The organism is Comamonas sp. 14P8.1.4, assembly GCF_057799285.1.
This window is the reverse complement of sequence record NZ_JBYOKN010000004.1, coordinates 201,183-225,356: the sequence shown is the minus strand read 5'-3', so window position 1 is coordinate 225,356 and position 24,174 is coordinate 201,183. Positions and strand designations below refer to the sequence as shown.

Here is a 24,174-nt window from a genome sequence, read left to right as displayed (position 1 = left end):
TGGTGCAGAAGCACCTTTTTCACGAATGCTTTCGCAGTGCTTCATCAACTGCGCTGGCTTGATTTCGTCAAGCTTCAGCTTGCCAAAAGGGCCCTCCAGATAGCGCTTGTAGACAGAGCGCCGCATGGCGATGGTCGAGTCGGCCAAGCGTGCACTGTTGTTGGGGTCCGCTTTGTCAGCGAAATAGCGCTCAGCCCAGCTTGAGAAAGTCAGCGCGTCTGCTGCTTCTTGTCGCTTTTCAACCTTGCTTCTGGATGGTGATTCACCCGCTTCGACGCTGCGTCTAGCTATTGCAAGTAGCGCCCGTGCTTCTGCCAGGGAAACGGATAGACCGAACTCAAGCTCGCTTGACTCACGGGAGGACTTTGATCCGAGAGACTCGTCATAGCGGCCAATGGTCAGCGTTTCACGTCTGCCATTGAGACGGTAGTCGTATCGGAACGACTTGGTTCCAGCAGGGGAGACCGAGACGTACATGCCGTCTCGGTCGGCAATTTTGAATGCCTTGTCTTTAGGGCGCAGTTTGCGCAGTTCCGTGTCTGTGAGCATAGCTGCCTTTCTTTAAAAACTTTACCGTCACAACACGTGTCGGTAAAGAAAAGCAGCGCCTCAGGAAATCACGGATTTACCGTCAAATTTGCCGTAAAAATATGTGGTTCTCGTTGCACCGCATAGGATTGCAAAAAACACTTAACTCGTTGAATTTCAAAGAGGTATGCGAAATCCAAGACGCTGCTGGACGTCTCGGAATCACTGTAAATTATTCCCACTCAATCGTTGCTGGTGGCTTGGTGCTCACGTCATAAGTCACGCGGTTGATACCACGCACTTCGTTGATGATGCGGCCAGAGACCTTCTTGAGTAGGCCGTAAGGCAGCTCGGCCCATTCAGCAGTCATGAAGTCGCTCGTCACCACGGCGCGCAGGGCCACGACGTAGTCGTAAGTGCGGCCGTCGCCCATCACGCCCACGCTCTTGACGGGCAAGAACACGGTGAAGGCCTGGCTGGTCAGGTCGTACCAGCTCTTGCCAGTCGCTTCGTCGATCCAGTTGTTCAGCTCTTCGATGAAGATGGCATCGGCGCGGCGCAGCAGGTCGGCGTATTCCTTTTTCACTTCACCCAAGATGCGCACACCCAGACCGGGGCCAGGGAATGGATGGCGATAGACCATGCCGCGGGGCAAGCCCAGCGCCACACCCAGTTCGCGCACTTCATCCTTGAACAGGTCGCGCAGAGGCTCCAGCAGCTTCAGGCCCAGTTGCTCAGGCAAGCCACCCACGTTGTGGTGGCTCTTGATGGTGACAGCCTTCTTGGACTTGGCACCACCCGACTCGATCACGTCGGGGTAGATCGTGCCTTGGGCCAGGAAAGTCGCACCCTTGGAGCCTGCGTTGGCAGCCTTGAGCTTGGAAGCTTCGCTCTTGAACACATCCACAAACAGACGGCCAATGATCTTGCGCTTTTGCTCAGGCTCAGACACACCTGCCAGCTCGCCCAAGAACATGTCGGAAGCGTCCACGCGAATGACCTTCGCGTTGAGCTTGCCTTCAAACATGTCCATGACCATATCGCCTTCGTTCAGGCGCAACAGGCCGTGATCGACGAACACGCAGGTCAGCTGGTCACCAATGGCACGGTGAATCAGGGCAGCCGCCACGGACGAATCCACGCCGCCGGACAGACCCAGAATCACTTCTTCGTCACCAACTTGTTCGCGAATCTTGGCAACAGCTTCTTCGATGTAGTCGCCCATGATCCAGTCCGCCTGTGTGCCGCAGATATCCAGCACAAAGCGGTTGAGCATGGCCTGGCCCTGCACGGTGTGCGTGACTTCAGGGTGGAACTGCACAGCATAGAAGCGACGCACTTCGTCGGCCATACCGGCGATAGGACACGAAGGGGTCGATGCCATGACCTTGAAGCCTTCGGGCAACTGGGTGACCTTGTCGCCGTGGCTCATCCAGACCTTGAGCATGCCGTGGCCTTCAGCAGTCACGAAGTCTTGGATGCCTTCGAACAGCTTGGTGTGACCGTGGGCGCGCACTTCGGCGTAACCGAATTCGCGGCTGTCAGAGCCTTCGACCTTGCCGCCCAATTGGGTGGCCATGGTCTGCATGCCGTAGCAGATGCCCAGCACGGGAATGCCCAGCTCAAACACGGCGTCAGGGGCGCGGTCGTCCACTTCGTAGACCGAAGCGTGGCTGCCCGACAGAATCACGCCTTTGAGGCGGCCGTCAGCGGCAAATTCGCGCACCCATTCGCTGCTCACGTCGCAGGGGTGAACTTCGCAGTACACATGGGCTTCGCGCACGCGGCGTGCGATCAGCTGGGTGACTTGCGATCCGAAGTCAAGAATCAGAATCTTGTCATGTTGCATGGTGTGATCCAAAGGCAAGAGGAAGGGGTATCCGTTTCAAAAATCACTTTCGGCCAAGAGCGTGATTCCACGCTTTTGCGCCGCAGCGACTTGGGCAGGATCGAATGAAGCCAGCGGCAGTTTTAACGACTGCGCCAGCCACAAATACGCTGCGTCGTACACCGGCAAGCCGGTGTCCAGCGCCACATCCAGCACAGCTTTGTGCTGGGCAGGTGCCAGGTCGTGCAGTTCCACACGATGGCGAATGGCTTCCAAAACGCCCCACAGCCCTTCGACAGAGCTGTGCGGGATGCGTCCGTTGTTGACGCCCGAGGCTATCAGGTTGCCGCATTCCCACTGCCAGACATTGGGGGCTTGCGGGTCCACCTCATGGCGGCGAATGCGAGCATACAGGCGCTGGGTGTGGCTGCTGGCCTGATCGGGCAGCAACCATGCGGCGGTGACTGAGGCGTCCATCACAAAAGCGGTCATGCGTTACTCCGCCCTTCTTGGCGCAAAGCAACTACGCTTTTCATAGCTTCTGGCGCTTGCACCGTCTGCTGCAGGGCCTGAATTTGCTCTAACTCTCTGGCAATCTGCTCATCGGTAATCACGGGGCGACGGCGCACGGGCAGCATACGCACCACTTCTTTGCCGTGGCGGGTTATGCGCACTTCCTCGCCCGCTTCGACCAATTCAATCAAAGCGGAAAAGCGGGTTTTGGCTTCGTAGATACCGACAGATTGCATGGAGGTAGAAATAAAAAAATCTGGCCAAACCAGAAGTTCTGACCAGATTTTAGCATTCTGACCAGAACTTTGCAGTTCTGGTCTAAATAATCCCCCCTATGACCTTCACACCAGCTTTCGCCAAAGAAGGCTCAGGGGGAGATCTATTAGTCCGCGCGGTAGTTCGGCGCTTCCTTGGTGATCTGCACGTCGTGCACGTGCGACTCACGGATACCAGCTGCCGTGATTTCCACAAACTCAGCCTTCTCGCCCATTTCCTGGATGGTGGCACAACCGCAATAGCCCATAGAAGCGCGGATACCGCCAGCCATTTGGTACACGATGGAAACCATCGAGCCCTTGTAAGGCACGCGACCTTCAATACCTTCGGGCACCAGCTTGTCCGCAGTGGGGTTGCCGGTCGAAGATTCTTGGAAATAACGGTCGGCAGAACCTTGTTGCATGGCACCGATGGAGCCCATGCCGCGGTAGCTCTTGTAAGAGCGGCCTTGGTACAGAATCACTTCGCCAGGCGCTTCTTCGGTACCGGCAAACATGCCGCCCATCATGATGGTGGATGCACCAGCAGCCAGCGCCTTGGAGATATCACCCGAGAAACGAATACCACCGTCACCAATCAAAGGCACGCCCGTGCCCTTCAAGGCCTGCGCCACGTTCGAGATAGCCATGATCTGGGGCACACCCACACCGGCCACGATACGTGTGGTGCAAATGGAGCCAGGGCCGATACCAACCTTCACGGCATCTGCGCCCGCTTCCACCAGCGCCAGCGCAGCAGCGCCCGTGGCGATGTTGCCGCCAATCACTTCGATTTGTGGGTAGTTTTTCTTGACCCAACGCACGCGGTCGATCACGCCCTTGGAGTGACCGTGCGCGGTGTCCACCACGATGGCGTCCACTCCTGCCTTGGCCAGCAGCTCCACGCGCTCTTCGGTACCAGCACCCACACCCACGGCAGCAGCCACGCGCAAACGACCTGCGGAGTCACGTGCAGCATTGGGGAAATTGGTTTGCTTGTTGATGTCCTTGACGGTAATCAGGCCCTTGAGTTCAAAGGCATCGTTCACCACCAAGATACGTTCAAGCTTGTGCTTGTTCAGCAGCACCTTGGCTTGCGCGGGGGTGGTGCCGTCTTTTTCGTTGACGGTGATCAGCTTTTCGCGGGGCGTCATGATCTCGCGCACCTTGACGTCGTAGCGTGTCTCAAAGCGCACGTCACGGCTGGTCACGATACCGACCACCTTGCCGCCATCGCACACGGGGAAGCCGGAAATACCACGCTCTTCCGACAGCTGCAGCACTTGGAGTACGGTGTGCTCAGGTGTGATCACGATGGGATCGTGCACCACACCAGACTCATGGCGCTTGACCTTGGACACTTCGGCCGCTTGTTGCTCGGCCGTCATGTTCTTGTGGATCACCCCAATGCCGCCTTCTTGGGCAATGGCAATCGCCAGACGCGCTTCCGTAACCGTATCCATGGCCGCAGAGACCAAAGGCAGGTTCAACGTGATGTTGCGTGTGAACTGAGTGGAAAGAGATACGTCCTTGGGCAGGACTTCGGAGTAGGCGGGAACGAGCAGAACGTCGTCAAAGGTCAGTGCTTTTCCGAGAAGGCGCATTGTGAAGGCTCCAAAAGAAAGATTGTAGCTTTCCCAGATAAAGCACGTGCCGTGCGCGCAACAAGAAACCTTGCAAGTGGGCGCTAAACTGGCACCTATGAACACCCAGAAACTCTTGATCGCCGCCGCTTTAAGCGCTTGTAGTTGCAGTGTTTTCGCCCAATGGCAATGGGTGGATGAAACAGGTCGCAAGGTCTTTAGCGATCGTCCACCACCAGCACAGATATCGCAGAAACAGATTTTGAAGCAACCCCATGGCACCCACTCTGCCAAAGAAAAGATCCTCTATCCCACCACGGAAAACACGGCACCGGCCGCTGTAGCACCCGCCCCTGCGGCGGCACCTGCACCAGCAGCCCCTCCCGCACCAGCCGCTGCACCGACCAAGGAAGAAGAGCAAGCGGCCGCGCGCGACAAAGCGGCAGAAGAAACCAAGCAAAAGGCCGAAGAAGCGGAGCGCAAAAAGCAAGAGGCCCAGCAGGCCAAAGCGCGGCAGGAAAATTGTCAGCGCGCCCGTGCCACCCAAGCCACCCTGCAATCGGGCGGGCTGGTCGCCCATGTCAATGAAAAAGGCGAGCGTGGCCTCATGACCGAAGAGCAGCGCCAGTCTGATTTGCAGCGCACCCAGAAAATCATCAAAGACAGCTGCAAATAAGTGCGGCCAGCGACCGCGGTCACAGGATCTGTACTTGCAAAAAAGCCGGCTTAATAGCCGGCTTTGCTGTGTGCGCGGCGACTGGCAAACAAGCCTGCGCTGCGCGCCCCCTGCTTGGCAAAGCGCTCACGGCGCGCCACCTTGGGGTCCACCTTGAGTGGCTGATACAACTCTACGCGATCACCGGCCTGCAGCACATGACCCAGCGATTGAGCCCGCCCCCACACGCCGCATGCCTGGTCCACACCCAGCGTCAGGCTGCAGGCAGCCAGCGCCTCTTGCAAGCATGCACCGGCCTGCAACACCGTTTCCTGCTCCTGCACCGCGCCCTGGGCATCCACCCAGGTCACGGTAACGGCCAGTACCTGCGCCTCAGCCATACACTTTTTCAGCGCGCTTGATGAAGGCATCCACCATGGAGTTGGCGATACGGTCAAAAATGGGGCCAATCAGGGCTGCAATCGCCACGCTGTCAAAACCGTAGTCCAGCTGCAGTTCCACCTTGCAGGCGCGCTGCGATCCATCTCCCACAGGGTGGAAAATCCAGTGGCCTTCCAGGCGTGAAAAAGGCCCTTTGACCAGGCGCATGCTGATCTTGCGCTGGCCTTCGTGCACATTGCGCGTCACAAACGATTTGCGCAGCGCCCCCATGGACATGCCGACCTCTGCCGTCATGCTCTGCGCGTCCTGCTCCAGCACCTTGGTGTGCGAACACCATGGCAAAAACTCAGGATAGCGCGCCACATCCGCCACCAGGGCGAACATTTCTTCGGGGCTATACCAGATGAGGACGGACTTGTTAACGTTTTTCATGCAAACACAAAACCCACGCAGTCGAACCTTGGGGCATTGCACACCTTGGTGATCACGCTGGGCTGGAGAAACTAGAATTGCTGCTTAAGCGGGAGAAACGCCCATTGTAGGTAGAGCCCGGCATCTGCGGGTCACCCGCCCAGAAAGACCCATGGCAAAAACACCAGAAACCAACTCCCGCATTGCGGACAACAAGAAAGCGGCGTTCAACTATTTCTTTGAAGAACGCCACGAGGCTGGCATTGTGCTGCATGGCTGGGAAGTCAAAGCCCTGCGCAGCGGCAAGGCACAGATCAGCGAAGGCTACGTCATCATCAAGGAAGGCGAGCTGTATTTGATTGGTTGCCAGATTCAGCCACTCAAGACGGCCTCCACCCACGTCAGCCCTGATTCAGCGCGCATCAAGAAGCTGCTGATGAAGAAGGACGAAATCAAGCGCCTGATTGGCAAGGTCGAGCAAAAAGGCTACACCCTGGTGCCCATCAATCTGCACTGGAAGAATGGTCTGGTGAAGTGCGAAGTGGCCCTGGCCAAGGGCAAGGGCGAGCACGACAAGCGCGATGTGATCCGCGACCGCGAAGGCAAGCGCGAGGTGGAGCGCGCCATGAAAAGCCGCAACCGCTGACCCCTTAACCCTGCCAGCGCTACCAACAGCGCTGGCATGTGCATCATTTTGGCCACAAACCCAAGAGCTGCCTGCGCGGGCAGCTCTTTTTTTATGCGCCTGCCGTGCGCGACATGCCACACCCCAACCAGCACCAACGCCCTTTATCTCCTGGCGCAAACAGCAGCACCGTCGGTCCGTACCCACTTCGCAGACCAGCCACGCCGGACAAGCGCTGGCAAAGCTCTCTCCTGAATATTGTGTATTTTTATATGCGCGTTAACCCGTATTTACATGCCAATCTCTTCCACGCATTCAGCATAAAAACTAGCACAAAAGCCTTTAGATACTTGCAATTCAGTAGAAAAACAAGCTTTCATCACCCGTTGCGTTACATAAATTCACAGTTAGACTTCATGCATTATTTTGACGATCGTCAACCCACCTCGTGCCACAGGTGCTACGCGATCACTGAAGGATGCACAGATGTTTTTGGCAAATTGGTCGATAGGCCGCAAGCTCGCTGCCGTCGTGGTCAGCATTTTGGTTTTGTTCATCGCCAGCAGTGGCTTGGCGATCTATCAATTTGTGCAGCAAAGCGCAGCCCAGGCACACATGATGGAAGAAGTGCTGGTGGTCGAGCGCGCCATCAAGGACTGGTCTGCACACATTCGTGCCGGTGCACAGCGCAGCGCTGCCCTCGCCCGCTCGGACGATCCCAATCTGGCCAAGCACTTTGAGCAATTTGCCAAGGCCGAAGCGGCCATCAACGGCAAAATTTTGAAGTACATCACCGACGGTGAAAAAACCCCGGCACAGACCGCGCTGTACGCGAAGATCCAAAACGAAATTCGCCCCCAGTACATGAACACCCGCCAGGCCGTGTATGACCTGCGCGCGCAAGGCGATCACGTCGGGGCTGACCGCATCTACGAAGAAAAGTTTTTGCCCAGCATCAATGCCTACATGGGCGCTGCCGATGAGCTGCTTTACATGCAGCGCGCCACGCTGGACAGCCTCAACCAGGCCAATGAAAAAGCCCGTGTAGACAGCATCTGGAAGATTGCCGCCTTTACCTTGGTCGCACTGGTCGTGGGCATTGCGCTGGCTATTTTGGTCAGCCGCAGCATCACCCGCCCACTGCGCACGGTGATGCATACGGCCAGCGCCATCGCCAGCCTGGACCTCGGCGGCAGCGCCCAAGGTCGCTATCACCAAGACGAGACCGGCCAGCTGCTGCGCTCCATGGATGAAATGCGCACGGTGCTGCACACCACCATGACCCAGGTGCTGCAGGCATCGCAAAGCATCTCGACCGCCAGCGAGCAAGTGGCCAGCGGCAGCAACGATTTGAGCAGCCGCACCGAGAGCACCGCTGCCAATCTGGAAGAAAGCGCCAGCGCCGTGGAGCAACTGAGCACCAACGCCCAGCAATGCACCGAAGCCACGCGCCAGGCAGAGCTGCTCACGCGCAGCTCTTCCCAGGCCACGCAGCAAGGCTTTGAGCAATCGCAGCATGTACAGCGCACCATGCAAGAGATTCAGCAAAGCAGCCAGAAGATTGGCGACATCATTGGCGTGATTGATGGCATCGCTTTCCAGACCAACATCCTGGCGCTGAACGCCGCCGTAGAAGCGGCCCGCGCCGGTGAACAAGGCCGTGGCTTTGCGGTGGTGGCCGGTGAAGTGCGCACCCTGGCGGGCCGCAGCGCCGAAGCCGCCAAGGAGATCCGCCAGCTGATCGACTCCAACTTGCAAAGCGTCAGCGCGGGCACCGAGCTGGTGCAGCAATCCAGCCAGTCCATGCAGAGCATTCTGGACAACGTTACCCGCGTGCAAGACATCGTCTCGGAGGTCAACGCCTCCACCAACGAGCAAAGCCTGGGCGCCACACAACTCAACCAGAGCATTGCCACCATCGACCAGATGACCCAGCAAAACGCTGCACTGGTTGAAGAATCCAGCGCTGCTGCCGCCCACCTGCATGCCCAGGCCTCGCAGCTGCGTGAGACCGTGAGCAAGTTCAAGCTCTCCAGCATGTCCCATGCTGCCGTGCCACAGGGTTTCACGCGCAAGCCGCAACGCGCCTTGATTGCTTAAATAAAAGGAGTAGCTTGCGCTTGGTTTGATTGGTCTTCAGATAGTTTTCTATTTGAAAACCAAACAAAATCAGCGCTAGCCGCTCTCTTTATAGAAAAAGCCGCCGCCCATACCGCGGTGGCTTTTTGCATGGTGCACTCGCAGCGCCTGCCCCCTCACCCATCGCCATCACGGTAGCGCCAAGGGCACACAGGCACAGGGAGCACCCGGCCTGGTGGCCTAGTGCTAGTCCTTCAACGCCACCAAGGGGTGGGAATGCGCAGGCCATGGGCTGGCAAAGAAGGCACGCCACAGCGCCTCGGGCACCTCTTCGATACTGGCCGGGTTCCACTGCGGGCTGTGGTCCTTGTCTACCGCCAGCGCGCGGATACCTTCCACGGTCTCACTCTGGCCCGGGCGCAGATAAAAGCAGTGGCGCACCATGTCGCGCTCCATGCGCAAGTCGGTGGCCACATCCATGCCACGCGCACGGCGAATTTGCTCCAGCACCACAAACAGCATCAGCGGAGAGCGCTTGCGCAAAGCCGCTGCTGTGGTTTGCGCCCACTCACTGCCACTGGACTGCAACGCCTGCATGATGGCGGGCACGCTCGGCTGGCTGAACACGTGGTCAATCTCCGCCACATCGCGCGCGGTCTGGGGTGCAGCAGGCTGCGTGTGCGCCTGCACAAAAGCCTGCACCGCTGCACCATCTGCAAAGGCCTGCGCCGCCAGCGCATCCCACAAGCTGGCTTGCTGCGCCGCCGGCAGGTAAGCGTCTGCCAGGTTGAATGCCAGGGCATCGGCAGCCAGGATGGTGTCCCCCGTCAGTGCCAGCCATTCACCCACGGCACCGGGGCAGCGCGAGAGGAAGTAGCCACCGCCCACATCGGGGAACAGGCCGATGATGGTCTCAGGCATCGCCATCTTGGTTTTTTCGGTCACGATGCGCACGCTGGCACCCTGGCTGATGCCCATGCCGCCACCCATCACAATCCCATCCATGAAGGCGATATAGGGCTTGGGGTAGCTGAAGATCAGGTGATTGAGTGCGTACTCTTCCGTGAAGAAATCTTCCAGCTCCGGATTGCCCGTGCTGCCCGCCTGGTGCAAAAAGCGAATATCACCACCGGCGCAGAAGTGCCCAAACACCCCTTCCTTGTGGCTGCCGCGAATGGCCACGGCCAGCACCTGCGGATCGTCCTTCCAGGCCAGCAGCTGCGCCAGCAGCGTGCGCACCATGCCCAGAGACAGGGCATTGATGGCTTTGGGGCGGTTCAGCGTAAGAAAGCCCACACGGCCTTTGACTTCGGCCAGTACGTCTACGGTTGTCTCGGACATTTTTGAGGATGCTCCACGTGTCTTCAAAGAAGCCCACACCATAGCGCAGACACGCCTGTGACTTTGTCACCCAAACTGCACTCCTAGGACAAACCATAGGTCGCACGCCGTGCGTGCAGGCATAAAAAAAGGCCGCACAAGGCGGCCTTTGGTGCACAGCGCTGCCTAAGCAGCCACTGGCTTATGCGTTTTCGCGCGAAGCACGCTTGCGGTCGTGCTCTTTCAGGAAGCGCTTGCGAACGCGCAGGCTGGTAGGCGTGATTTCCAGCAGCTCGTCGTCTTCGATGAATTCCACACCGTATTCCAGCGACAGATCGATAGGAGGCGTGATCTTGATCGCGTCTTCCTTGCCGGATACGCGGAAGTTGGTCAGCTGCTTGGTACGCGTAGCATTCACGATCAGGTCGTTGTCACGGCTGTGGATACCCACAATCATGCCTTCGTACACAGGGTCGTTAGGCTTGACGAACATACGGCCACGGTCGTCCAGCTTGCCCAGGGCGTAAGTGAAGATTTCACCGTCGTCCATGGAGATCAGCACGCCGTTCTTGCGGCCACCGATGTCACCCTTATGGGGTTCGTAGCTGTCGAAAATGTTGGCGATCAGGCCGGAACCACGTGTCAAGTTCAAGAACTCGTTGGTGAAACCGATCAGACCACGGGCAGGAATACGGTATTCCAGACGCACGCGACCGCGTCCATCGGGTTCCATGTTCACCAGCTCGCCCTTGCGCTCGCCCAGGGCTTGCATCACGCCGCCTTGGTGGCCTTCTTCGATGTCGGCAGTCACCAGCTCGATAGGCTCGCACTTCACGCCGTCGATCATCTGCATCACCACGCGGGGCTTGGACACGGCCAGCTCATAGCCTTCGCGGCGCATTTCTTCCAGCAGAATGGTCAGGTGCAGTTCACCACGGCCAGACACTTCAAAGATACCGTCTTCGTCGGTTTCTTTGACGCGCAGAGCCACGTTCGAGCGCAGTTCCTTTTGCAGGCGGTCCCAGATTTGACGGCTGGTCACGTACTTGCCTTCACGACCTGCCAGGGGCGAGGTGTTCACGCAGAAGTTCATGGTCAGGGTAGGCTCGTCAATCTTCAGCATAGGCATAGGCTGAGGATTGGCAGTGTCGGTCACGGTTTCGCCGATACCGATGTTTTCGATACCGCTGACCAGCACGATCTCGGAAGGACCAGCTTCGGTCGCTTGCACGCGATCAATACCTTGGAAGGTGTGCACTTGGTTGATCTTGCCGGTGTAAGGCTTGCCATCCAGGCCAGCCATCACAGTCACTTGCTGACCGGGCTTGATCGTACCTTGGGTGATACGGCCCACGCCAATACGGCCCACGAAGGTGGAGTAGTCCAGCGCAGAGATTTGCAGCTGCAAAGGCGCCGAAGCATCACCCTTCACGGAAGGCACGTGCTCCAGGATGGTGTCGAACAGGGCCGACATGTCTTCGCCCCACTTGGCGCCGGGCTCGCCCTCTTCCTTGGAAGACCAGCCGTTGATACCGGATGCGTACACCACGGGGAAGTCCAGCTGCTCGTCCGTAGCACCCAGCTTGTCGAACAGGTCAAACGCAGCGTTCACCACCTTGTCGGGGTTGGCACCGGGCTTGTCCACCTTGTTCACCACCACGATAGGACGCAGGCCCAGAGCCAGTGCCTTCTTGGTCACGAAGCGGGTCTGAGGCATAGGGCCTTCTTGCGCATCGATCAACAACACCACACCGTCCACCATGGACAGCGCGCGTTCCACTTCACCACCGAAGTCCGCGTGGCCGGGTGTGTCGAGAATGTTGATGTGGGTGTCTTTCCAAGACACGGCGCAGTTCTTGGCCAGGATGGTAATGCCACGCTCACGTTCGATGGCGTGGTTGTCCATCACCGTGTCCACGACTTTTTCGTGTTCGGCGAAAGTACCGGATTGGCGCAGCAACTGGTCCACCATGGTGGTCTTACCATGGTCAACGTGCGCAATGATGGCGATGTTGCGGATTTCTTTGCTCATACTGTTTCCAAAATGCCACGACACTTATGCGCGCGGCGTGCCTTCTAAAATTTGTTGAATTTCTAGGGGGCTGAGCAGGCGATCGGGTATCAGCTCCCCACTTGTGATGTGCCCCACACCCAGCAAGGCGCGCGGTTCATCTCCATATACGGCAACGGCCTCGGCATCGGGCCAATCACCACGGCGACGCAGACCGGTCAGAAACCGGCCGCTTTCACGCGCATCCAGCAGCACGCGCGTATGGGCATGCAGCAGACAGTCTGCTGGCTGCACATAGCGCATGCGCTCTTCCTCGGGCATGGCGATCAAAGCATCCAAAGTGATGCAATGATCGACACCAATGCCGCCCGTATCGGTACGGCGCAGCAAACGCAGATGGGCGCCACAACCGAGCGCCTCCCCCACATCCTCTGCCAACGTACGTATATAAGTGCCCTTGCTGCACGTCACCGTCAGCTGCAGGGCATCCATTCCGTCCGCATCCTTGCACAAAACGATGTCCAGTGCATGAATGGTCACGTCCCGTGCAGGGCGTTCAATTTCTATGCCAGCGCGCGCGTACTCGTACAGGGCTTTGCCATCTTTCTTGAGGGCACTGTACATGGGCGGCACTTGCTGGATGGGGCCGGTGAACTGGGCCTGCACCTGCGCCAAACGCTCAGCGGTGTAAGCTGCCATATCAACCGGGCGCTCGCGCAACACCTCACCTTCGGCATCGGCCGTGGTGGTGACTTGGCCCAAGCGGGCCACAGCGATATAGGTTTTAGGCGCTTCCAGCTGCAGCTGGCTGAACTTGGTGGCAGCCCCAAAGCACAAGGGCAAAACACCCGTGGCCAGAGGGTCCAGCGTTCCGGTATGCCCGGCTTTTTCTGCGCGCAGCAACCACTTCACTTTTTGCAAAGCGTCATTACTGGACAGACCAATGGGTTTATCGAGCAGCACCACCCCATGCACAGGGCGCCGCTGCACCCGTGTGCGCGTGGCGTTCATAGCTTATTGGGCCTCTTCCGGTCCGCGCGACGCCACAGCCTTGGCGATCAAGGCGTTCATGTCCGATGCGCGCTCAGAGGTGCGGTCGTAGATGAAGTGCAAAGTAGGTACGGTGTGGATGTGCAAACGCTTGAACAAGCCGTTGCGCAGGAAGCCTGCAGCTTGGTTCAGCGCCTTTTGCGACTCATCCGGATCCCCGATCAGCAGGCTGAAAAACACTTTGGCGTGCGCATAGTCGGGCGTGACTTCCACAGCCTGCAAGGTGACCATGCCGACCCGCGGGTCCTTCAACTCGCGGGCGATCAGCTCCGCCAGATCACGTTGGATCTGGTCGTTCACTTTATAGCTGCGATTGGGTGCAGCAGATTTACGTTTAGGTGGCATTAAAAATTAGGAGCTTGTAGCGCTAGTCAGAGAAGGGTTTGAAAGCCTTTCGACCTTCAAACCCTTTATTCATCAGCGCTGGCAGCTATGGTTTACAGCGTACGCGCGATTTCCTTGATTTCGAACACTTCCAGCATGTCGTTTTCGCGGATGTCGTTGTAGTTGCGCAGCTTGATACCGCACTCGAAGCCTTCCTTGACTTCCTTGACATCGTCCTTCATGCGGCGCAGCGATTCGATCTCACCCGTGTAGATAACCACGTTGTCGCGCAGCAAACGGAAGTGTGCGTTGCGGGTAACGTGACCCTGGGTGATGTAGGAACCAGCCACCGTACCGATCTTGGAGGCCACGAACACGGTGCGAATCTCGGCCATACCGATGATTTCTTCACGCTTTTCGGGGGCCAGCATGCCGGACATGGCGGACTTCACTTCGTCTACCGCATCGTAAATGATGTTGTAGTAGCGCAGATCCACGTCGTTGCCTTCGGCCGTCTTACGGGCTTGGGCGTCAGCACGCACATTGAAGCCGATGATGATGGCCTTGGAAGCCAGCGCCAAATTGACGTCGGATTCGGAAATACCACCCACGCCGGAGTACACGATCTGTACCTTGACTTCGTCGGTCGACAGCTTGAGCAAGGAAGTCGCCAGGGCTTCTTGCGAGCCTTGCACGTCGGCCTTGATGATCAAAGGCAGGGTCTGCACGTTGCCAGCCGTCATGTCGGAGAACATGTTCTCCAGCTTCGCAGCTTGCTGCTTAGCCAGCTTGGTGTTGCGGAACTTACCGGCACGGTAGGTCGCAATTTCACGGGCACGGCGCTCGTCAGCCATGACCATGAAGTCGTCACCGGCTTGGGGCACTTCGTTGAGGCCTTGAATTTCCACAGGAATCGAAGGACCCGCTTCCTTGGCGTTCTTGCCGTCTTCGTCGACCATGGCACGCACGCGGCCATAAGTCTGACCAGCCAGCACCACGTCGCCAACCTTCAAAGTACCGGACTGCACCAGCACCGTAGCCACGGTACCGCGACCCTTGTCCAGTTGCGCTTCGATCACCAGACCCTTGGCGGATGCATCCACCGGTGCCTTGAGTTCCATCACTTCGGCCTGCAGCAGCACCTGCTCCAGCAGCGCATCCACACCCACGCCGGTCTTGGAAGACACTGCGATGAATGGCGAATCGCCACCGTATTCTTCGGGCACCACTTCTTCAACGACCAGCTCTTGCTTGACCTTTTCAGGATTGGCATCGGGCTTGTCGGCCTTGGTGATAGCCACCACGATAGGAACGCCAGCCGCCTTGGCGTGCTTGATCGCTTCCTTGGTCTGAGGCATCACGCCGTCATCGGCCGCGCACACCAGAATCACGATGTCGGTGGACTGTGCACCACGGGCACGCATGGCAGTAAACGCCTCGTGACCAGGGGTGTCCAGGAACGTCACGATACCGCGCGGTGTTTCCACGTGGTACGCACCGATGTGCTGTGTAATGCCGCCGGCTTCGCCAGAGGCCACACGCGAGCGACGGATGTAGTCCAGCAGCGATGTCTTACCGTGGTCCACGTGACCCATCACAGTCACGACTGGCGCACGTGGCAGCAATTCGCCGGTGTACTTGGATGCGTCTTCTTCGCTGAACGCTTCTGGGGAATCCAGTGCCGCCACCTTGGCGGTGTGGCCCATTTCTTCCACCACGATCATGGCGGTGTCCTGATCCAGAGGCTGGTTGATGGTGACCATCTGGCCCATCTTCATCAGCACCTTGATCAGCTCCGACGCCTTCACAGCCATCTTGTGGGCCAGTTCGGCCACAGTGATGGTCTCGGGCACGGAAATCTCCAGTGCACGGAACTCTTGCTGCTGTTGGTGGTGTTGATTGTCGTTGCGATCACCACGGCGACCGCCGCGAGGACCACCGCGCCAGTTCGAGCGGCCAACGCCACCCGAGCTGTCGCCACGGGTCTTGATTTCCTTCTTCTTGCCGTTGGCGTCATTGCCCCAGCTCGAAGACAGCTTGGAAGACTTGACTTCCTTATCCTTGCCACCGCGATTGGCGCCCGCAGCATTGCCATCCTTGGCTGCCGTCGTGGTCGTTGCACCCTTGGCATCCTTGGCGCCCACAGCCTTCTTGGCATCTGCAGCAGCAGGTGCAGCAGGCTTCTTGGGCTCTTCAGGCTTCTTGGCGACCAGCACCTTCTTGGGTGCAGACATCATGGCGCGAATCGCTTCAGCCTCAGCCAACGCCTTGCGACGACGGTCGTCCAGATCCTTGGCGCGTGCAGCTTCTTCAGCCTGGCGCTGGCGGGACTCTTCCTCCGCCTTGTTGCGGGCGTCAGCTTGTGCCTTGGCACGTGCTTCAGCAAAAGCAGCATTGCCAGCGGCAGCTTCCTTTTGCGCTTCCTTGGCTTGACGTGCCTTGGCAGCTTCGGCAGCTGCATAAGCAGCAGCGCGCTCTTCCGCTTCACGCTCTTTGCGTGCGCGCTCTTCGCGCTCTTCTCGTTCTTGGCGCGACTGCGCCAGTTCCACTTCTTGTTGGCTAATCATCTCTGCTTGCTTGCGTGCTTCTTCCTCGCGGCGTGCCAGCTCTTGAGAAGCTTGCGCAGCTTGCGCAGAACGGGCTGCAGCCTCTGCAACCACCTCGGGGGCATCGTCACGTTTGATGAAAGTACGCTTTTTGCGCACTTCCACTTGAATGGTGCGGGCCTTGCCAGTGGCATCGGCCTGCTTGATCTCGCTGGTCGACTTTTTCGTCAGCGTGATCTTCTTTTTGCCGTCCTCAGAGCCATGGCTGGCTTTGAGGTACGACAACAGTTTTTGCTTGTCCGTTTCGGTCAAGGCATCAGTGCTGGAACTCTTGGCCACACCAGCGGCTTTGAGTTGTTCCAACAAGGTCTCAGGGGATTTTTTAAGTTCGCTAGCGAACTCGGCAACAGTGTTCAAAGACATACTCCGTTCGATCCTCCCTGACCCTTATTCCTGACCGTCGGTGAACCAGTGTTCACGCGCCTTCATGATCAAAGCCTTGGCTTCGTCTTCGGTTTGACCGGTCAACTCGGTCAGTTCATCGATGGCCAAATCGGCCAAGTCATCACGAGTCAACACACCACCGGCCGCCAACTTGGTGACCAGCTCAGGTGTCAGACCTTCCAGGTCACGCAATTCCTGCGAGACACCGCTTACGCTTTCTTCCTGAGCGATTTCCATGGTCAGCAGCGCATCCTTGGCACGGGCACGCAACTCAGTCACGGTTTCCTCATCGAAAGCTTCGATTTCCAGCATTTCGGACAGCGGCACATAAGCCACTTCTTCCAGGCTGCTGAAGCCTTCTTCAACCAGGATGCCGGCGAGTTCTTCGTCCACATCCAGCTTTTCAATGAACAGCTTGCGTGCAGAGTCTGTCTCTTCCGCTTGCTTTTGCGCAGATTCTGCGGCATCCATGATGTTGATCTTCCAACCTGTCAGATCCGATGCCAAACGCACGTTCTGACCGCCACGGCCGATAGCGATGGCGAGATTCTCCTCGTCCACCACCACATCCATGGCGTGCTTTTCTTCATCCACAACGATAGAGGAGACATTCGCTGGCGCCAGTGCACCGATCACGAATTGTGCGGGGTCTTCCGACCACAGCACGATATCCACTCGTTCGCCGGCCAACTCGGTGGTCACGGCATTCACGCGGGTGCCACGCACACCGACGCAGGTACCGATGGGGTCCACACGCTTGTCATGCGAAATCACTGCAATCTTGGCACGGCTGCCAGGATCGCGTGCGCAGCTCTTGATTTCCAGTAGACCTTGCTCGATTTCTGGCACTTCGTTGCGGAACAGCTCAATCATGAACTCAGGGGCCGAGCGCGACAGCACGATCGGTGCGCCACGCAGGGTCAGGTCCACTTCCATGATCATGGCGCGCACACGGTCACCATTGCGCAGATTTTCCTTGGGGATCATCTCGCTGCGACGCAGGCGGCCTTCCACACGACCGGATTCGACAATGATGTCGCCCTTGTCCATGCGCTTGACGGTGCCAGTGAAAATCTTCTCACCACGTGCCATGAACTCGTTGAGCAGCATTTCGCGCTCAGCGTCACGGATCTTTTGCAGGATCACTTGCTTGGCAGTCATCGCACCGATACGGCCAATCGGCAGCGATTCGATTTGCTCTTCGATGAACTCACCCACCTGAATACCGGGGACGCGGTCTTCTGCGTCCATCAGCATTTCTTCGGCTTCAGGGTTTTGCAGACCGGCATCATCGGACACCACCACCCAGCGGCGGAAAGTGTCGTAATCGCCGCTTTCGCGGTCGATCGCAACGCGAATGTCCACTTCGCCTTCGTACAGCTTCTTGGTAGCTTGTGCCAAAGCCAGCTCAACGGCACCAAACACCACATCGCGTTCTACGTTCTTTTCGCGCGAAATGGCCTCAACCAACATCAACAGTTCGCGGTTCATGCGATGACTCTCCTAATTTCAATTCTTTCAAGCGTGGCACCTGCCACAGGCGCCTGTTTAGCTATGGCGTTGATCTCAGGCGGGCTTAGCGCCACGCCCCTTGAAGTTCACCACGGGAGCCAAACGTGCCTCTCGCAGCTCATCCAGCGCAAAACCCATTGCCTGCAGCGGCGCCGGTTCACGCTTTTTGCTCACTTTCGCACCGGGCTTGCGCGCTGGCTCGTCACTCCAGACGATCTGCCAGCCGCCCGATTCAGCACGCTCGAGCGTGCCACGGAATTTCTTACGATTTGCATTCACCACACCACCGCCTGCCGAGCCAATGGCTTCCTTGAGCGTGATGTCAATTTCAGCGCCCGCAAAACGCACAAAGTCTTGCTCATGGCGCAAAGGGCGATCAATGCCAGGCGATGACACTTCCAGGCGGGCATAGTCGACACCATCGACTTCCAGCGCAAATTGCAGTTGACGCGTCACTTTTTCGCAGTCTTCCACCGTCACGAAAGCCTCTGGCAAAGGATCTACACCCTCTTCAGGCGCCTGCCAAGGCAAGTCGATGGTGATGCGCAGCAGGCCACCGCCTGTACGTTCAATCTCCACCAGGTCATAGCCCAGACCCGTTACGGTTTGTTCAACAATTTGCTGTAGTGCCACGTGCTAAGTTCTATCCCGGAAGTACAAAAAACCCGATAACCATCCTGCAATTAGCTTGCTGGCGGCTTCGAGCTCCAAATGCAAGCGACCAAAAAAAAAGGGCGGTTGGTATCCGCCCGTTTGGTCGTGAAGGTCCTATTGTATCCGCAAAGCGTTGATTCGCAATGTCAAGCCACAGGATTTCCTGCAGGGCTCATTGCCATTGGGCCGCCACACGCTGCCAAAGTGCAGCCGCTTCTTCTGGCAAGGCGGCAGTTGGGCTCGGCGCCTCCATCAACGATGCCAGCAAACGCTCCAGCACCTTGATTTGCGGCAGCAAAGGCCCCAGGAACATCGCTTGCGCATCATGACCAATCAGCAGCGTGGGAAAGGTCTCCACATCCACCTCCCCCACCAAGTCTTCGCACTCTTCCACATCCACCCAGGCAAAGCGCACCTGGGGAAACTTGGCCTGCAGCGCCTCAAACTCTGGCGCGTACTGCCGACACACACCGCACCAAGCCGCACACAGGCACACCACACTCCACGCGGCGCCCTGCACCGCCAATGGCGTCTCCCGACTCATGATTGACCTTCTCTCACACCGCGCATTGCCCGCATTCCCACATCAAAACCTTGCATCGTAACCACAACCCGTAGCAAGCCTTTGCCAACCAACGCATACAAAAGCTGAACCGTCGAGCAATGACTGACCCACAAACAAAAAAGCCCCAGACCAGGCCTGAGGCTTGTTTCAGCAAATTTGAGCAACAAGTTACCCAAATATGCACCGTGGATTAGCCCGCGTGAGCGCGCTTGCCAGGGTTCTTCTTGCTGCGAGTGTGCGAACCACGCTCCAGGCTGATGCGCTGGCCACGGCCTTGGGCCAACAGAGTCACGCCGTTAGGAGCAACAGGACGGGGGGTGCGCTTGCGATCAGCTTCAGTAACGATCTTATTGCCCATGGCAATCTCTCCAGTTGAGGTTTCAGTAAACCCGGTATTTTTCCACACACTGCAAGGCAACGTGACGGCGGGATTCAAAAAATTGTCTCACATCTTGGCATTCCGCTCTTTTTCACGCCTTTTTGGGCATGCGCACCACAGCCACAACGCTTCAGGACACGCTTTCACGTGCGTGACCTACATCGCAGCGGCTCTTCTGCTACAAATACTGTGTGCTTGATCAGCGCACCGCCCAGGTGCCCCGCTTTTTTTGCCACAGGACCTTGCCCATGTCTTTCTTTCACCGCTCTTGCAAGACCGACATCACCTCCAGCTGCCCGCGCTGTGCCGCCCAGGACAGCCTGCACGAGACCTTGCAAAGCCTGAAGTCCACCCTGCAGCAGTCCCCCCCGGAGCCCCCATCCAGCAGCCGCACGCGCGCGCTCAGCAGCGCGGCGGTGTGCACGGTCGGGCTGGCAGCGCTGGCTGGCGCCGCCCTGTATGCCTCACGCAACCCACGGGTGCCTAAAGGCGTGCACCCGGTTGAGCACTTTGACCTTGAGCGCTATCTGGGTAAATGGTATGAACTGGCGCGCATTGACCATCGCTTTGAAAAAGGCCTGCAGCGCACCCAGGCTGAGTACACCCTGAACCCCAATGGCAGCATTCACGTCACCAACCGTGGCTACCACCCCCAGCGCGGCGAATGGAAAATCTCGCACGGCAAGGCCCTACCCACCATCGCGCCCGATATTGCGGCACTGAAGGTCTCATTTTTTGGCCCGTTTTACGGCGGCTACAACGTGGTGGCCCTGGACGATGACTACCAATGGGCGATGGTGATTGGCTCCAGCCTGAATTACTTCTGGATTCTTTCGCGCAGCCCCTCGCTGCCAGACGGCGTGGAAGAGCGTTTGCTGCGCCAGGCCCAGTTGCTGGGCGTGGATACACAGCAAGTGCTCTGGGTTCACCAAGATGGCGTCAACCCCACGGGCAGCTACAAATAGTGAAGCAGCATGCGCTGCTGATCTCTGCTATCCCAAAAAAAATCACAATAAAAACAAGGAATCACCAGCGCTACCCGCTATCAAAATAGCTCAGACTGCCATCAAAAAAAGCTCCCAAGGGAGCTTTTTTTGATGGTGAAGCCGTCCTTCGAAGGACGACAAATTGCACCGACTGGCACTGAGACTCAATAGCCCAGGATCAGCTGCGAGATCACACCGGTCGCAATGGCCACCAGCAGGTAGTCGCCACCGTACTGCACCCAGTGGTAGCCCCGTGGAGGGCTCTTGAGGCCATGACCGCGCCAGTCGTTCACCACGTACTGGTTTGAGCGGTACTGACGGGGTACATGCCCGCCCTGCACCCAGTTGTGCTCAGGGCCTGCGCCCATGCGCTTGGCTTGCCCGGGAGGCATACCATGGGGATGACCGGGGTGCTGTGGCTGTGCACCAGGGCCGGGGCGATACGCCGGCGCATGCTGCTGCGGCTGGTGCGCCTGAGGCCCCTTGGGGGCCGAGCGGTATTCCTTGCCGCGATTGCCCTGGTCACCTTGGTGGCCCTGCTGTCCTTGCTGTCCTTGCTGCGAGCCACGTGGGCCGGGTTGCGCCAAAGCGCTCAGTGAGGAAGTACCCAGCACGATGGCAGCAACGGCTGCCGCAATGTATTTCTTGTTCATAAAGACGCCCTTTCGTGGGTGGTTGTCATGGGTTCTATGCTAAGGCTGAGATGCAAAGCGCTATTCAAGCATTTGTAAAGATGGCGCAAAAATTGGTATCTGCCTACAAGGTCGCGCGCACCAGTTGCTGCGTGTACGGATGCTGGGGCTGGCCCAGCACAGCGTCCACCGGGCCTTGTTCCACCACCTCACCGGCCTTCATCACCATCACCTCATGGGCCATGGCACGAATCACTTCCATGTCATGCGTGATCAGCACATAGCTCAGCCCCAATTCACGCTGCAGGCGCTGCAACAGGCCTAGCACCTGCTTTTGGATGGTCACGTCCAGCGCACTGGTCGGTTCGTCCAGCACCAGAATCTTGGGCCGCAAAATCAGCGCACGTGCCACGGCCAAGCGCTGGCGCTGACCGCCCGAGAACTCATGCGGATAGCGCTGCAGCAAGCCTGGGAACTGCTGCTCGCTCAGCCCCACGCTCAGCAGCACCGACAGCACCTGCTCACGGCGCCCGGCCTCGCTGATGTCTGGCGCATGCACCCGCAGCCCCTCGCCCACGATTTCTTCCACCGTCATGCGCGGCGACAGCGAAGAAAACGGGTCCTGAAACACCACCTGCACCTGGCGGCGCAACGCCTGATTTGCACGCGTGTTGCGCATGGCCGGTTGCTGCCAGCTTTTGCCGGTGATGGTCAATGCACCCTGGCTGGGCAACAGCCCCAGCAGGGCCTGGGCCAAGGTGGACTTGCCCGAGCCCGACTCGCCCACAATGCCCAGCGTCTGCCCTTCACGCAGGCACACATCCGCGCCCTGCACCGCCACGAACTCTCCTTTGCGGAACCAGCCGCGCACACCCGGCACAGGCACGGGGTAGCTCACGCGCAGCTGGCTGGCCTGCACCATGGGCTTGGCCTGGGCATAGGGCTGCAGCACCTCGCGTGCGGGCTGGCTGTGCAGCAGCTTGTGGGTATAGGGGTGCTGCGGGTGCGCAAACAGCTCAGCCACCGGGCCCTGCTCTACCAGCACACCATGCTCCATCACCGCCGCGCGATCGGCAAAGCGGCGCACCAGGTGCAGATCGTGGGTGATGAGCAAAATGGCCATGCCCGTCTGGCGCTGCAAATCGCTGAGCAGCTCCAGAATTTGCATGCGCAGCGTGACATCGAGCGCCGTGGTGGGCTCATCCGCCAGCAGCAGCTTGGGCTTGGAGGCCAGCGCCATGGCAATCATGGCGCGCTGGCGCTGGCCACCGCTGAGCTGGTGCGGATAGCTGCGCGCGCGGCGCTCAGGCTCTGGAATGCCGGTGGTGGCCAGCAGCGCCACCGCCTGCTTCCAGGCCTGCGACGGGCTCAATGCTTCTTTGAGCTGCAGCACTTCGGCCACCTGAGCGCCCACCGTCATCAGCGGGTTCAGCGCGGTCATGGGTTCCTGGAAGATCATGGCGACATCACCGCCACGCACGGTGCGCATATCACGCTCTGACAAGGAGAGCAGGTTGCGCCCGTCCAGCATGACGTTGCCGCTGATATGGGCATCACCCGCCAGGCGCAGCAAACTCAGTGCCGTGATCGTCTTGCCCGAGCCCGACTCACCGACCAGGGCCAGTTTTTCCCCGGCGTGCAGCACCAGGTTCACCCCCTGCACGACTTTTTTGTTGCCAAAACGTACCTTCAGGTCGCTGACTTCGAGCAGCGGCGCTGTCGCAGATGCCGACTGGCTGTGTGGCGTGACCGACATTACGCGCCCTCCTTCACGTCACTGATCTGGGCCTTGCGCGGATCGAGCGCATCGCGCAGCGCATCGCCCATAAAAGTCAGCAGCAGCAAGGTGGTGACCAGCACCGCGAAAGTGCCCAGCGAAATCCACCACGCATCGATGCTGTTCTTGCCCTGGCTGAGCAACTCCCCCAGGCTGGGTGTACCCGGCGGCACGCCCAGGCCCAGAAAGTCCAGCGAGGTCAGCGCCAGAATGGCTGCACTCATGCGAAACGGCAAAAACGTGACCACGGGCGTCAGGCTGTTGGGCAGGATGTGGCGCCAGATGATCTGCCCATTGGGCACCCCTAAAGCGCGCGCGGCTTTCACATAGTCCAGCTGGCGGTTGCGCAAAAACTCGGCACGCACATAGTCGGACAAGCCCATCCAACCAAAGAGACTCAGCAGCACCAGCAGCAAGCTGATGCTGGGCGCCAGCACCGCACTGAAGATGATGAGCAGATACAGCTCCGGCATGGAGCCCCAGATTTCAATGAAACGTTGAAAGGCCAGATCGGTCTTGCCACCAAAAAAGCCCTGAATAGCTCCTGTCAGCACACCCAGCGCCACACCAATGACCGTCAGCGCCAGCGCAAACAGCACGCTCACGCGAAAGCCGTAGAGCAGCTGTGCCAGCAGATCGCGCCCGCGATCATCGGTACCCAGCCAGTTAGCACCCGAAGGTGGCGCGGGGTTGGGTGCCTCGGCAAAGTAGTTGATGGTGTTCGCCCCATAGCGATTGAGCGGAAACAGCGCCCAGTTGCTTCCTTGCTGCAACTGCTGCTGGATAAAGGGGTCCAGGTAGTCGGTGGGCGTGGCAAAGTCACCGCCAAACACGGTTTCCGGGTAGTCCTTGAGCAGCGGAAAGTAGCTTTGCCCTTCGTAGCGCACGATCAGCGGTTTGTCATTGCTGACCACCTCGGCGCACAGGCTCAGCACCACCAGCACCACAAACAGCACCAGACTGACAAAGCCCAGCTTGTTGCGTTTGAAGCGTTGCCACGCGCGGCGGCTGGGCGACACCGAGCGCGGCAGCAAGGTGGTGGACGCTTCAATAGATATAGCTGCTTGCGCAGACTGTGCTTGCGTTAGAGCCATAT

24 protein-coding genes are annotated in these 24,174 nt (G+C 58.6%); 4 read left to right on the top strand and 20 right to left on the bottom strand.

Going from position 1 to position 24,174, the window contains the following annotated elements; genetic code table 11:
* The 5 genes from AC27VO_RS10260 to guaB all read right to left on the bottom strand — a co-directional run.
* Positions 1 to 549, bottom strand: a 549-nt coding sequence (locus AC27VO_RS10260) for an integrase arm-type DNA-binding domain-containing protein (RefSeq protein ID WP_488666611.1), incomplete at its 3' end; no start/stop codon positions are given.
* Between the two features lie 211 nt (positions 550 to 760).
* Positions 761 to 2,377 carry a glutamine-hydrolyzing GMP synthase gene (gene guaA / locus AC27VO_RS10255; protein WP_488666610.1) on the bottom strand — a complete coding sequence of 539 codons (1,617 nt, stop codon included), beginning with the start codon at positions 2,375 to 2,377 and terminating at the stop codon, positions 761 to 763.
* A gap of 36 nt (positions 2,378 to 2,413) precedes the next feature.
* Positions 2,414 to 2,848 carry a type II toxin-antitoxin system VapC family toxin gene (locus AC27VO_RS10250; RefSeq protein ID WP_488666609.1) on the bottom strand — a complete coding sequence of 145 codons (435 nt, stop codon included), beginning with the start codon at positions 2,846 to 2,848 and terminating at the stop codon, positions 2,414 to 2,416.
* Positions 2,845 to 3,105, bottom strand: a complete 261-nt coding sequence (locus AC27VO_RS10245; RefSeq protein ID WP_488666608.1) for a type II toxin-antitoxin system Phd/YefM family antitoxin — start codon at positions 3,103 to 3,105, stop codon at positions 2,845 to 2,847. Before AC27VO_RS10245 ends, AC27VO_RS10250 begins: the two co-directional genes overlap by 4 nt.
* Before the next feature lie 146 nt (positions 3,106 to 3,251).
* Entirely contained in the window at positions 3,252 to 4,727 is a 1,476-nt protein-coding gene (guaB, locus tag AC27VO_RS10240; RefSeq protein ID WP_488666607.1) for an IMP dehydrogenase, read from the bottom strand.
* Between the two features lie 241 nt (positions 4,728 to 4,968).
* On the opposite strand from guaB, the gene AC27VO_RS10235 reads away from it, so the two are divergent.
* Positions 4,969 to 5,382 carry a hypothetical protein gene (locus tag AC27VO_RS10235; protein WP_488666606.1) on the top strand — a complete coding sequence of 138 codons (414 nt, stop codon included), beginning with the start codon at positions 4,969 to 4,971 and terminating at the stop codon, positions 5,380 to 5,382.
* 50 nt (positions 5,383 to 5,432) lie between these two features.
* On the opposite strand, the gene AC27VO_RS10230 is transcribed toward AC27VO_RS10235, so the two are convergent.
* Together AC27VO_RS10230 and AC27VO_RS10225 are read right to left on the bottom strand one after the other, a co-directional pair.
* On the bottom strand, positions 5,433 to 5,762 hold the full coding sequence (locus tag AC27VO_RS10230) for an RnfH family protein (protein WP_488666605.1): 330 nt from the start codon (positions 5,760 to 5,762) through the stop codon (positions 5,433 to 5,435).
* The gene (locus AC27VO_RS10225) at positions 5,755 to 6,195 is read right to left on the bottom strand and encodes a type II toxin-antitoxin system RatA family toxin (protein WP_488666604.1); all 441 of its coding nucleotides are present in this window, start codon (positions 6,193 to 6,195) and stop codon (positions 5,755 to 5,757) included. Before AC27VO_RS10225 ends, AC27VO_RS10230 begins: the two co-directional genes overlap by 8 nt.
* Before the next feature lie 151 nt (positions 6,196 to 6,346).
* Between AC27VO_RS10225 and smpB the strand changes: the two genes are divergently transcribed.
* The gene (gene smpB, locus AC27VO_RS10220) at positions 6,347 to 6,820 is read left to right on the top strand and encodes an SsrA-binding protein SmpB (protein WP_488666603.1); all 474 of its coding nucleotides are present in this window, start codon (positions 6,347 to 6,349) and stop codon (positions 6,818 to 6,820) included.
* Between the two features lie 465 nt (positions 6,821 to 7,285).
* The gene (locus tag AC27VO_RS10215) at positions 7,286 to 8,899 is read left to right on the top strand and encodes a methyl-accepting chemotaxis protein (RefSeq protein WP_488666602.1); all 1,614 of its coding nucleotides are present in this window, start codon (positions 7,286 to 7,288) and stop codon (positions 8,897 to 8,899) included.
* Here the strand turns inward: AC27VO_RS10215 and AC27VO_RS10210 are convergent.
* The 10 genes from AC27VO_RS10210 to AC27VO_RS10165 all read right to left on the bottom strand — a co-directional run bounded on the left by AC27VO_RS10210 (position 8,896) and on the right by AC27VO_RS10165 (position 19,662).
* Positions 8,896 to 9,030, bottom strand: coding sequence for a hypothetical protein (locus tag AC27VO_RS10210; protein ID WP_488666601.1), 135 nt, complete (start codon positions 9,028 to 9,030; stop codon positions 8,896 to 8,898). The genes AC27VO_RS10215 and AC27VO_RS10210 overlap by 4 nt on opposite strands.
* 94 nt (positions 9,031 to 9,124) lie before the next feature.
* Positions 9,125 to 10,219: an enoyl-CoA hydratase/isomerase family protein gene (locus AC27VO_RS10205; RefSeq protein ID WP_488666600.1), complete on the bottom strand. Its 1,095-nt coding sequence runs from the start codon at positions 10,217 to 10,219 to the stop codon at positions 9,125 to 9,127.
* A gap of 181 nt (positions 10,220 to 10,400) precedes the next feature.
* Positions 10,401 to 12,230: a translational GTPase TypA gene (typA, locus tag AC27VO_RS10200; RefSeq protein ID WP_488666599.1), complete on the bottom strand. Its 1,830-nt coding sequence runs from the start codon at positions 12,228 to 12,230 to the stop codon at positions 10,401 to 10,403.
* 24 nt (positions 12,231 to 12,254) lie between these two features.
* Entirely contained in the window at positions 12,255 to 13,220 is a 966-nt protein-coding gene (truB, locus tag AC27VO_RS10195; protein ID WP_488666598.1) for a tRNA pseudouridine(55) synthase TruB, read from the bottom strand.
* Between the two features lie 3 nt (positions 13,221 to 13,223).
* Complete coding sequence (rbfA, locus tag AC27VO_RS10190) at positions 13,224 to 13,604, bottom strand: 30S ribosome-binding factor RbfA (protein WP_488666597.1); 381 nt, start codon at positions 13,602 to 13,604, stop codon at positions 13,224 to 13,226.
* A 92-nt stretch (positions 13,605 to 13,696) separates the two neighbouring features.
* The gene (infB, locus tag AC27VO_RS10185) at positions 13,697 to 16,552 is read right to left on the bottom strand and encodes a translation initiation factor IF-2 (protein ID WP_488666596.1); all 2,856 of its coding nucleotides are present in this window, start codon (positions 16,550 to 16,552) and stop codon (positions 13,697 to 13,699) included.
* Positions 16,553 to 16,576: 24 nt separating this feature from the next.
* A complete protein-coding gene (gene nusA / locus AC27VO_RS10180; RefSeq protein WP_488666595.1) occupies positions 16,577 to 18,064 on the bottom strand; it encodes a transcription termination factor NusA in 1,488 nt (495 codons plus the stop codon).
* A gap of 75 nt (positions 18,065 to 18,139) precedes the next feature.
* Complete coding sequence (gene rimP / locus AC27VO_RS10175) at positions 18,140 to 18,718, bottom strand: ribosome maturation factor RimP (RefSeq protein ID WP_488666594.1); 579 nt, start codon at positions 18,716 to 18,718, stop codon at positions 18,140 to 18,142.
* Between the two features lie 193 nt (positions 18,719 to 18,911).
* On the bottom strand, positions 18,912 to 19,283 hold the full coding sequence (locus tag AC27VO_RS10170; RefSeq protein WP_488666593.1) for a thioredoxin family protein: 372 nt from the start codon (positions 19,281 to 19,283) through the stop codon (positions 18,912 to 18,914).
* A 211-nt stretch (positions 19,284 to 19,494) separates the two neighbouring features.
* Positions 19,495 to 19,662: a hypothetical protein gene (locus AC27VO_RS10165; RefSeq protein WP_488666592.1), complete on the bottom strand. Its 168-nt coding sequence runs from the start codon at positions 19,660 to 19,662 to the stop codon at positions 19,495 to 19,497.
* A gap of 269 nt (positions 19,663 to 19,931) precedes the next feature.
* On the opposite strand from AC27VO_RS10165, the gene AC27VO_RS10160 reads away from it, so the two are divergent.
* A complete protein-coding gene (locus AC27VO_RS10160; RefSeq protein ID WP_488666591.1) occupies positions 19,932 to 20,648 on the top strand; it encodes a lipocalin family protein in 717 nt (238 codons plus the stop codon).
* A 185-nt stretch (positions 20,649 to 20,833) separates the two neighbouring features.
* Here the strand turns inward: AC27VO_RS10160 and AC27VO_RS10155 are convergent, their stop codons facing one another.
* The 3 genes from AC27VO_RS10155 to AC27VO_RS10145 form a co-directional block, all read right to left on the bottom strand.
* The gene (locus AC27VO_RS10155) at positions 20,834 to 21,322 is read right to left on the bottom strand and encodes an RcnB family protein (RefSeq protein WP_488666590.1); all 489 of its coding nucleotides are present in this window, start codon (positions 21,320 to 21,322) and stop codon (positions 20,834 to 20,836) included.
* A 103-nt stretch (positions 21,323 to 21,425) separates the two neighbouring features.
* Positions 21,426 to 23,057, bottom strand: a complete 1,632-nt coding sequence (locus AC27VO_RS10150; protein ID WP_488666589.1) for an ABC transporter ATP-binding protein — start codon at positions 23,055 to 23,057, stop codon at positions 21,426 to 21,428.
* On the bottom strand, positions 23,057 to 24,172 hold the full coding sequence (locus AC27VO_RS10145; protein ID WP_488666588.1) for an ABC transporter permease: 1,116 nt from the start codon (positions 24,170 to 24,172) through the stop codon (positions 23,057 to 23,059). The genes AC27VO_RS10150 and AC27VO_RS10145 overlap by 1 nt, the downstream gene beginning before the upstream one ends.
* Between the last annotated feature and the right edge of the window lie 2 nt (positions 24,173 to 24,174).

Excerpts from the sequence above, each read along its gene's own strand:
- AC27VO_RS10225 (WP_488666604.1), bottom strand. The coding sequence starts at position 6,195 with ATGAAAAACGTTAACAAGTCCGTCCTCATCTGGTATAGCCCCGAAGAA.
- AC27VO_RS10215 (WP_488666602.1), top strand. The coding sequence starts at position 7,286 with ATGTTTTTGGCAAATTGGTCGATAGGCCGCAAGCTCGCTGCCGTCGTG.
- AC27VO_RS10245 (WP_488666608.1), bottom strand. The coding sequence starts at position 3,105 with ATGCAATCTGTCGGTATCTACGAAGCCAAAACCCGCTTTTCCGCTTTG.
- guaB (WP_488666607.1), bottom strand. The coding sequence starts at position 4,727 with ATGCGCCTTCTCGGAAAAGCACTGACCTTTGACGACGTTCTGCTCGTT.
- AC27VO_RS10155 (WP_488666590.1), bottom strand. The coding sequence starts at position 21,322 with ATGAACAAGAAATACATTGCGGCAGCCGTTGCTGCCATCGTGCTGGGT.
- truB (WP_488666598.1), bottom strand. The coding sequence starts at position 13,220 with ATGAACGCCACGCGCACACGGGTGCAGCGGCGCCCTGTGCATGGGGTG.
- AC27VO_RS10165 (WP_488666592.1), bottom strand. The coding sequence starts at position 19,662 with ATGGGCAATAAGATCGTTACTGAAGCTGATCGCAAGCGCACCCCCCGT.
- AC27VO_RS10205 (WP_488666600.1), bottom strand. The coding sequence starts at position 10,219 with ATGTCCGAGACAACCGTAGACGTACTGGCCGAAGTCAAAGGCCGTGTG.
- infB (WP_488666596.1), bottom strand. The coding sequence starts at position 16,552 with ATGTCTTTGAACACTGTTGCCGAGTTCGCTAGCGAACTTAAAAAATCC.
- nusA (WP_488666595.1), bottom strand. The coding sequence starts at position 18,064 with ATGAACCGCGAACTGTTGATGTTGGTTGAGGCCATTTCGCGCGAAAAG.
- AC27VO_RS10210 (WP_488666601.1), bottom strand. The coding sequence starts at position 9,030 with ATGCAAAAAGCCACCGCGGTATGGGCGGCGGCTTTTTCTATAAAGAGA.
- rbfA (WP_488666597.1), bottom strand. The coding sequence starts at position 13,604 with ATGCCACCTAAACGTAAATCTGCTGCACCCAATCGCAGCTATAAAGTG.
- typA (WP_488666599.1), bottom strand. The coding sequence starts at position 12,230 with ATGAGCAAAGAAATCCGCAACATCGCCATCATTGCGCACGTTGACCAT.
- AC27VO_RS10145 (WP_488666588.1), bottom strand. The coding sequence starts at position 24,172 with ATGGCTCTAACGCAAGCACAGTCTGCGCAAGCAGCTATATCTATTGAA.
- AC27VO_RS10250 (WP_488666609.1), bottom strand. The coding sequence starts at position 2,848 with ATGACCGCTTTTGTGATGGACGCCTCAGTCACCGCCGCATGGTTGCTG.
- guaA (WP_488666610.1), bottom strand. The coding sequence starts at position 2,377 with ATGCAACATGACAAGATTCTGATTCTTGACTTCGGATCGCAAGTCACC.
- AC27VO_RS10160 (WP_488666591.1), top strand. The coding sequence starts at position 19,932 with ATGTCTTTCTTTCACCGCTCTTGCAAGACCGACATCACCTCCAGCTGC.
- AC27VO_RS10230 (WP_488666605.1), bottom strand. The coding sequence starts at position 5,762 with ATGGCTGAGGCGCAGGTACTGGCCGTTACCGTGACCTGGGTGGATGCC.
- AC27VO_RS10150 (WP_488666589.1), bottom strand. The coding sequence starts at position 23,057 with ATGTCGGTCACGCCACACAGCCAGTCGGCATCTGCGACAGCGCCGCTG.
- smpB (WP_488666603.1), top strand. The coding sequence starts at position 6,347 with ATGGCAAAAACACCAGAAACCAACTCCCGCATTGCGGACAACAAGAAA.
- AC27VO_RS10170 (WP_488666593.1), bottom strand. The coding sequence starts at position 19,283 with ATGAGTCGGGAGACGCCATTGGCGGTGCAGGGCGCCGCGTGGAGTGTG.